The sequence below is a fragment of the Cetobacterium sp. ZWU0022 genome, from assembly GCF_000800875.1.
Classification (GTDB): Bacteria; Fusobacteriota; Fusobacteriia; order Fusobacteriales; family Fusobacteriaceae; genus Cetobacterium_A.
This window is the reverse complement of record NZ_JRJZ01000086.1, coordinates 1-7,869: the sequence shown is the minus strand read 5'-3', so window position 1 is coordinate 7,869 and position 7,869 is coordinate 1. Positions and strand designations below refer to the sequence as shown.

General features: G+C 27.4%; 7 protein-coding genes and 1 riboswitch. Of the genes, 5 read left to right on the top strand and 2 right to left on the bottom strand.

Annotation, left to right across the window (positions count from 1 at the left end; translation table 11 throughout):
• Window positions 1-66: 66 nt before the first annotated feature.
• Window positions 67-864, top strand: a complete 798-nt coding sequence (locus tag L988_RS07570) for a Gfo/Idh/MocA family protein (protein WP_231549787.1) — start codon at window positions 67-69, stop codon at window positions 862-864.
• 72 nt (window positions 865-936) lie between these two features.
• Here the strand turns inward: L988_RS07570 and L988_RS07565 are convergent, their stop codons facing one another.
• Complete coding sequence (locus tag L988_RS07565) at window positions 937-1,347, bottom strand: hypothetical protein (RefSeq protein ID WP_156110687.1); 411 nt, start codon at window positions 1,345-1,347, stop codon at window positions 937-939.
• A 19-nt stretch (window positions 1,348-1,366) separates the two neighbouring features.
• Window positions 1,367-1,543, bottom strand: a riboswitch (cobalamin riboswitch).
• Window positions 1,544-1,673: 130 nt separating this feature from the next.
• Here L988_RS07565 and L988_RS07560 point away from each other — a divergent pair.
• The 3 genes from L988_RS07560 to istB all read left to right on the top strand — a co-directional run bounded on the left by L988_RS07560 (window position 1,674) and on the right by istB (window position 5,253).
• Entirely contained in the window at window positions 1,674-2,465 is a 792-nt protein-coding gene (locus L988_RS07560; protein ID WP_047383085.1) for an EFR1 family ferrodoxin, read from the top strand.
• Window positions 2,466-3,004: 539 nt separating this feature from the next.
• Window positions 3,005-4,510, top strand: coding sequence for an IS21 family transposase (istA, locus tag L988_RS07555; protein WP_052191748.1), 1,506 nt, complete (start codon window positions 3,005-3,007; stop codon window positions 4,508-4,510).
• A complete protein-coding gene (gene istB / locus L988_RS07550; protein WP_047383083.1) occupies window positions 4,507-5,253 on the top strand; it encodes an IS21-like element helper ATPase IstB in 747 nt (248 codons plus the stop codon). The genes istA and istB overlap by 4 nt, the downstream gene beginning before the upstream one ends.
• A gap of 143 nt (window positions 5,254-5,396) precedes the next feature.
• On the opposite strand, the gene L988_RS07545 is transcribed toward istB, so the two are convergent.
• A complete protein-coding gene (locus tag L988_RS07545) occupies window positions 5,397-6,791 on the bottom strand; it encodes a PLP-dependent aminotransferase family protein (protein ID WP_047383081.1) in 1,395 nt (464 codons plus the stop codon).
• Window positions 6,792-6,936: 145 nt separating this feature from the next.
• Between L988_RS07545 and L988_RS07540 the strand changes: the two genes are divergently transcribed.
• A complete protein-coding gene (locus L988_RS07540; RefSeq protein ID WP_047383079.1) occupies window positions 6,937-7,818 on the top strand; it encodes a PLP-dependent cysteine synthase family protein in 882 nt (293 codons plus the stop codon).
• Window positions 7,819-7,869: the final 51 nt, after the last annotated feature.

The following is a 7,869-nucleotide window of genomic DNA, read 5'->3' as shown; positions in this document are numbered from 1 at the left end:
GCACGGTGTGGAGCAGGGGAAAAGGTGGAGATAACTTCAAAGCCTTACCTATTGCTATAATTGTTTGTGGACGAGAATGTAGATGTAATATATATTACAACACCTCATAATACTCATATTGATTTTATGTTAAAAGCGATTGAGAATGGAAAGCATATTCTTTGTGAAAAAGCTATTACGTTAAATAGCGAAGAATTAGATAGAGCTATTACTTTGGCTAAAGAAAAAAATGTTGTATTAGCTGAGGCTATGACAATTTTCCATATGCCAATTTATAGAGAGTTAAAAGATAGGATTGATTCTGGAAAATTAGGTGAGCTTAGAATGATTCAATTAAACTTCGGAAGTTATAAAGAATATGATATGGAAAATCGTTTCTTTAATCCCAATCTTGCAGGAGGAGCTCTTTTAGATATTGGTGTATACGCAATATCATTTGCTAGATTATTTATGTCTGCGAAAATAACACAGGTATCGAGTCAAGTAAAATTTGCTCCATCAGGAGTGGATGAGCAGGCTGGAATACTTTTGATGAATGAGAAACAAGAGATGGCAACAATAGCTTTGACACTACATTCAAAACAACCTAAACGTGCTGTAATATCTTGTGATAAAGGATATGTTGAAATAATGGAGTATCCAAGAGCTCAGAAAGCTACAATTGTTTATACAGAAACAGGAGCCACAGAGATCATTGAAATAGGAGATACTAAAGAGGCTCTTTATTATGAAATGCTTGATATGGAAAAAGCTATAGCGGGAGAATCTACAATTACTCGTTTAGAAATAACAAAAGAGGTTATGGATATAATGACAAATCTTCGTAAAGAATGGGGATTAGTTTATCCTGAAGAAAGAAAATAAAAATTAATTAAATTAAAAAAGTAGATGTCTTAAAATTATTTTTAAGATATCTACTTTATTTAAAAGTTTATTTTAGTTCAAAAAATTATTTTGAATAGAAATTAAATTAGCTTGAATCGTTTCTAATTTAATTAAAAAATTACTTTTTTGATTAATATGAAAAACAGCTTGTTTTTCCCATTTTCTAGATTCATATAGATTATTATTTAATAAAATATAACACTCTTGGCAAAATTCAATATAATCTTTATAGAAATCCTTAATATTTTTGAAATTCTTTTTTTTCTTTAGATAAAAAAGTAAAAGTTGCTCTTCAGCGCTAAGTTTTGTAATATTATTAACAAATTCTTTTTTGCCTTTCATAGTAATAAGAACATCATTTAAAAATTGAAGCACATCACTATAAGTTTTAAATTCTCTGATAAAACTGTCAAACTTTTTAAATTTTTCATAATCCCATTTTAGATCTCTACTCATATTCACTCCTTGTTCACTCCTAACAATTTTTGTGTAATTTTTAGGTAAGTCTCCTGACTTAGAATCATTTTACTCCTATCCTTCCCAGAACATAGTATTCCAGTGGTTAACATAGTTTCATCCTCATTACAGTAGCGGAGGCTGTGTAGGAATCTCACCTACTTCCTTGTTATGCCTAAGCACCTAAAAATTTTAAAATTTAATTTTTTCAATACTTTTATAACTCATTTTATATGGTTTTGTCAAATTATTTTTTTAATTAATCTATACAGATACTGATAGATAATATATACTATAATAAAAAATATACAAGAGAGAGGAGATAAAAACAAATGAATATGAAAACTATTTATTATTTTTCAGGAACTGGAAATACATTATATTTAGCAAAATTTTTAAAAGATAATTGTTCATACAATTTAGTAAATATAGCTGAAGTTTTAGATAAAAATATAAAAATAGAAGGCGAAGTTGGTTTTTTATTTCCGATATATGCTATGGGGATTCCAAAATTAGTTGAAAAGTTTATAAAAAATATAGAGATAGGTGATGCTAAATATATATTTGCAATAGCCACATGTGGAGGAAGCGGATATGGTATTCCATTTCAACAAATAAATAATATTTTAAAAAATAAGAGTACTAAGTTAAATTATTCAGAATATTGTCATATGCCAGATAATTATTTAAAGTTATTTAAACCTTTATCAGAAAGTGATGCCAAAATTGATCTAGAAAAATCTAGTTCCAAAATGAAACTGATTTCAAAAAATATATCTAATCAACAAAATAGTTATAATAAAAGTCACATTATTTTATATCCAATTTTTTTACTTATATATAAATTTTGGAGATTAGGATTGAAGAGAACTCATAAAAGTTTTGAAGTGAGTAAAGAAAAATGTATCACTTGCAAAATCTGTGAAAAAGTTTGTCCTGTAGATAATATTAAATTAGAAAATAAAATTCCAAGTTGGCAAAATAGCTGTGAAGAGTGCCTAGCTTGTGTAAATCTTTGTCCGACAATAGCAATATCGTGTGGTAAGAAAAGTAAACATAACATGAGATATAAAAATCCATATATATTAGTAACCGAATTAATAAAACAAAAAAGTGGTAGTTAAACCACTTTTTATTTTTCAACCTTTATTTTCAGCACTGCCGTTTTGATAAGCTATTGCGGTATCAAAAATTAATTCCTATCTCTAAAGCATTTTTTATATTTTATAACATTTACCCCTGTAGGCCCCGAGTCGTTTTTTTTGTCCTTTTGCACCAATTAGCCTTTTTAGTCAATAAAATCAAGAGATACCAAACTTTGATATCCCTTTTTTATTTAATTTAGACTTTCTTACAGTTTTTTTAAAATATTTATATCAGTTTTTTGTTCTTCAATATCAAATTTTTGATTTTTTTCATTGAAAAACACTTTTTTAGGCATTAATACTTTTTATTTATTTAAATCATTGATTTTGTTAACTCAATCAAAGAAAAAGTGACTTTTTTCGAAAAAAATGAACCAAGGCCTTATACTGTGACTGATATAATAGATTGTAAGATTTCGTGAGAGAACAATGTAAATTTTTGTGAGAGGAGAATGCTTGATTTTTTCTAAAAAATATTGTAATAAAAGTAGTCATTAAATTACAAGGAGATGACTGCTTTGAAAGGACTGTATATGTTTGAAGAAATTAAAAAATTAAAAGAATCTCAAGTTGCTAAACAATTAAATATTGATACTAGAACTGTTAAAAGATATTGGAATATGAGCGAACAAGATTTCTTAAATCTTGTAAAAAAACTTAATGAAAATAAATCAAAATCAATATTAGATCAATACAAAGATGAAATATTAGGATTTTTAATAACTTACAAAGATTTTACCGCTGCTCAAATTTATGACCGTTTAAAAGAACAGCATATTAATTTTGATTTATGCAAAAGCAGTGTTAGAAATTATGTCGCTAAATTGAGAGAAAAAAATAATCTTAATAAAAAATTGAAAGAACGTGAATATGTAGCTGTAGAAGAACTTCCTATGGGGAAGCAAGCGCAAGTGGATTTTGGAGAAATTATTCTTTATGATGTTGAAAATAATCCTGTAAAAGTATGGACTTTTGCTATGATGTTATCACATTCAAGATATAAATATGGATGTTGGCAAGATAAGCCATTTAATGTTCAAGATTTTGTAGAGGCTCATAACAAAGCTTTTCAATATTTTGGAGGTATTCCAGAAGAGATTGTATATGATAGAACTAAAGTTGCTTTAGTAAATGAAAATGAAGATGGAACCTTTAAGCTCTGTAAAGCTTTTGAAGAGTATGTTGAAAAAGTTAAGTTTAATCCTGTGTTCTGTAAGCCTTACGATCCTGAAAGTAAAGGGAAAATAGAAGCTGTTGTTAAATATTTTAAGTTTAATTTTGCAAACCATAGAACGTTTAAAGGTATCGATAATCTTAATGCAGCTTTTCATAGATGGTTAGAGGGTACAGGAAATACGAAAGTCCATCAGACAACAAAAAAAGTGCCCTCAGAAGTATTTTCCCTGGAAAGACAATACCTTTCTGATAAGCACTTATCTAAAGACATCCCAATTATACAACACAGAGTGAAAAAAGACAATACGATTTCTTATGAAGGTAATCGTTACTCTTTACCGAAGGGAACATACAGCGCTCATAAAGATATAGTTTTAAATATTGTTGGTGATTTACTTGAAATTAAAACGTTAGATTTAAATTTAATAATTTCATATAAAATGGCTACTGGAAAAGGAAAACTGATTCAAAAAGAACCTTATCATAGACAGATTGATAAAGAAGTTTCAGAACTAAAAACTGAAGTGTTTGAACAGTTTAAATATAATGAGCGTATATTAGAATACATTGAAAAATTAGTAATATCTGATCCTAAAAATGTTAGAAGAAATTTAGTTAAGCTACAGAAACTAGGAAATGAATTTTCCTTAAATGCTTTAGTTGGAGGAGTGGAATATTCTCTTTTAAAAGGTGATTTGTCATTAGGAACATTATCTTTAAAAGTTAAACAAAACTCTTTTTCTGTTAAAAAAGAGGAAATTTTACAAAGTGATTTAATTCCAAAAATTTGTGATGTGAATACACGTAGTATTTCAGAATATCAAAATATACAGGAGGAAGGGTTATGAAGGATTTAGATATTTTAAGAGATATGGCAAACCAACTAAAACTTTCTACTTTAAAAACTAGTATCATGAAATTCATCGAAGAAGCAGAACAAGGAAATGAAACATATAAAGAGTTTCTTTTTAAGATATTAAAAGCTGAAGTTGAGCGTAAAGAAAAGGATGCTTTAAGAAATCGAATTAAAAGAGCAAGATTTCCTTATACAAAAGAGGTTGAATCTTTTGATACAACTTTTCAAAAATCGATTGATAAAACTAAGATTAATATTTTGAAAGAGATGAAGTGGATTGATAACATGTATAACTTAATCTTCTTGGGTCCACCAGGAGTCGGGAAATCTCATTTGATGATAGGATTGGGCTATCGCGCTACAGAGTTAGGATATCATGTATTATTTTTTACTATGAGCGAATTAATATATTTTTTAAAAAATAAGAACAATTGTAGGAAATCCAAAGAAGTAATAAATCGCTTGAATAAATGTGATGTGCTAATGATAGATGAAGTTGGATATATTCCACTAACTAAAGAAGATGCTAATTTATTCTTTGAAATAGTGAGTGGATTACATGAAAAGACATCAATTTGTATAACCTCAAATAAAGATTTTAGCCAATGGACAGAGCTTCTTCAAGATGAAGCTCTAGCCACGGCAATATTAGATCGGCTAGTTTATAGATGTCAGGTTTTTAATCTGAAAGGTAACAGTTATCGACTTGAAAATAGAGAGACTATCTTCAAGTAAAAACTTACAAATACCTCTCACGAAAATTTGTAAACCCTTATCACATTTTTTTACAAATATGATTGACGTTCACAATACTTTCATAGTTTTAATTTTATTCCCATTTTATTATCGTTTATTTGTAAAAACTGTGGAAATATAGATTATGAGAAAATTTCTTTTAAACGATTTATCCCATCTATAATTTCTAGAATATCTGTAGTTGCAAAACTCAGTCTGAAATATTGATTTTTCTGATTATCTAAAAAGAAAACATTTCCAGAAAGAAGTAGAATATTATTCTCTTTACACTTTAAGTAAAATTGACTCGAATCTATTGTATCATTTAGTTTTATCCAAACATAAAAACCACCATCAATATTATAAATAACATCTAAAAAAGGTATCTCTTTTAGTTTCTCAGTTAAAACAAGATATCTTTCTTTATAAATTTTGATTAGATTTTCTATATGTAATTTGAGAAAATTACCTTTCAAAAAATTAGCTAAAACTTTTTGATCAAGAGCTGATGTCGATATATCTGTGGTAAACTTAACAGTCACTATTTTAGAAATAAGCTCAGTTGGTGCTATCATATATGCTAATCTTAAACCAGGCATAATTATTTTAGAAAATGATTTAATGTAAATAACAGTCTTATTATCAGAATCTAAAGATTTTATAGAGGTTCTAGGAGTATTGTAAAATGAAAGTTCTGATGCAAAATCATCTTCCACAATCAAAGTGTTATATTTTTTAGCTAATAAAATTAACTTTTGTTTCTTTTCTTCACTCCAAGAAACACCTGTGGGACAGCTAAAATCCATTGTCGTATATATAAAGGATATTTTTTCTTTAGATAAGATTTCTTCCAATTGAGTAAGATTAAAACCATCCTCTTCCATTTCTACAGGATAAATTTTACAATTTGTTTTAAAAGTATTTAAAGCACCATGATAAGTTGGATTTCCTACAACTATTTTATTTTTTCTTTTAGACGAAAGCGTTTTTAATATCAAATCCAATCCTTGCTGTGAACCGCTAGTTATTTGTATATCATCTTTAGATATAAGAATCCCTTTATCTTCAACAGTTTTCTTAATGACTTCTCGAAGCTCATCTAAACCTTGAGTAGGATGGTATAACATAATTTTAGGTCCATATTCTTCTAAAACATCACTATATAATTTTTTAAAAATTTCGAATGGATAAGCATCTTCTGAAGGAGTTCCACTTGCAAAATTAATACGATTATTTTCTTTTAATTGACCAACTTTAAAAGTTTCAATAAGATTATTAGATGGTGTGTTATAAAATAAAGATTCTTTAGATTTTACAAATATTCCAATGCCACGTTTTTTTATAATATATCCCTCTTTTTCTAAAAGAGTAAAAGCTTTCATAATTGTAATATTATTTAGTTTATACTTTAAAGCAAGTTGTCTAATTGATGGCAATTTAGAGTTTTCTGGATATTCATTTTTTTCAATTTTATTTTTTAAATCTTCATAAATTTTTAAGTAAATAGGTATTTTCTTTTCTGCTGAGTTATTTTTCATAAAACCTCCGTCTGTAGTACTACAGTTTTTGATATATAACATTGACATAACTGTTATAGTTTTGTAGAATTAAAAATATATTTCACCGACAACACTGTTATACTATTTTTTTTAATATTTGTAAATAAGAAATGAGGAGAAAAGGATGAATATTTTAAATTATGTAGGAAGAACACCAATTGTAAAAATTAAAAATTTATATGGAGAACAATATCCTGATATTTATTTAAAATTAGAGGAATTTAATCCAGGGGGGAGCATTAAAACAAGAGTTGGTTTTGAAATGATTAGAGACGCTGAAGACAGAGGGATGTTAAAAAAAGGTGATACACTTATAGAAGCAACTGGGGGAAATACAGGTCTCGGATTGGCAATAGCGGCTTCTTTGAAAGGCTATAAATTAAAGTTAGTTATTCCAGATAATTTCAGTAAAGAAAAAATAAATATTTTAAAAGAATATGGTGCTGAAATTATTTATTCAAATCATGAATTAGGTAATAACTCCCATCTAATAAAGTTAAAAGAAATTTTAAGTGAAAATAAAACATATATAAATTTAAATCAATTTGAAAATATTTCTAATCCAAATGCACACTATCTTTTCACAGGAAAAGAAATCATTAATTCATTAAAAAAGATTGATTATTTTGTATCTGTAATGGGTAGTGGGGGAACAATTGCGGGAATATCTAAATGTTTAAAAGAACATAACTTAGAAACAAAAATAATTGGAGTACAACCAGAAGGATGTGATATATTTAATGGTATTTTTATTCCACATAAAATTCAAGCAACAGCAGTTGGAGTAATCCCAAAATTTATAAATAGAACTGATATAGATGAGATGATATCTGTAGATTATAATGAAGTACAAATTATTAGGGAGCGTTTAGCAAAAGAACAAGGGATTTTTGTAGGAATATCATCTGGTGCAAATTTATTAGCGGCATTAAAACTTTCTAAAAGTTTAGGTAAAGAGAGAGTTATAGTAACCATTTCACCAGATAGTGGTAGAAGTTATTTATAAAAAACGGAGGGGAAAAATAATAGATTTTTGTAGGAATATCATCTGGTGCAA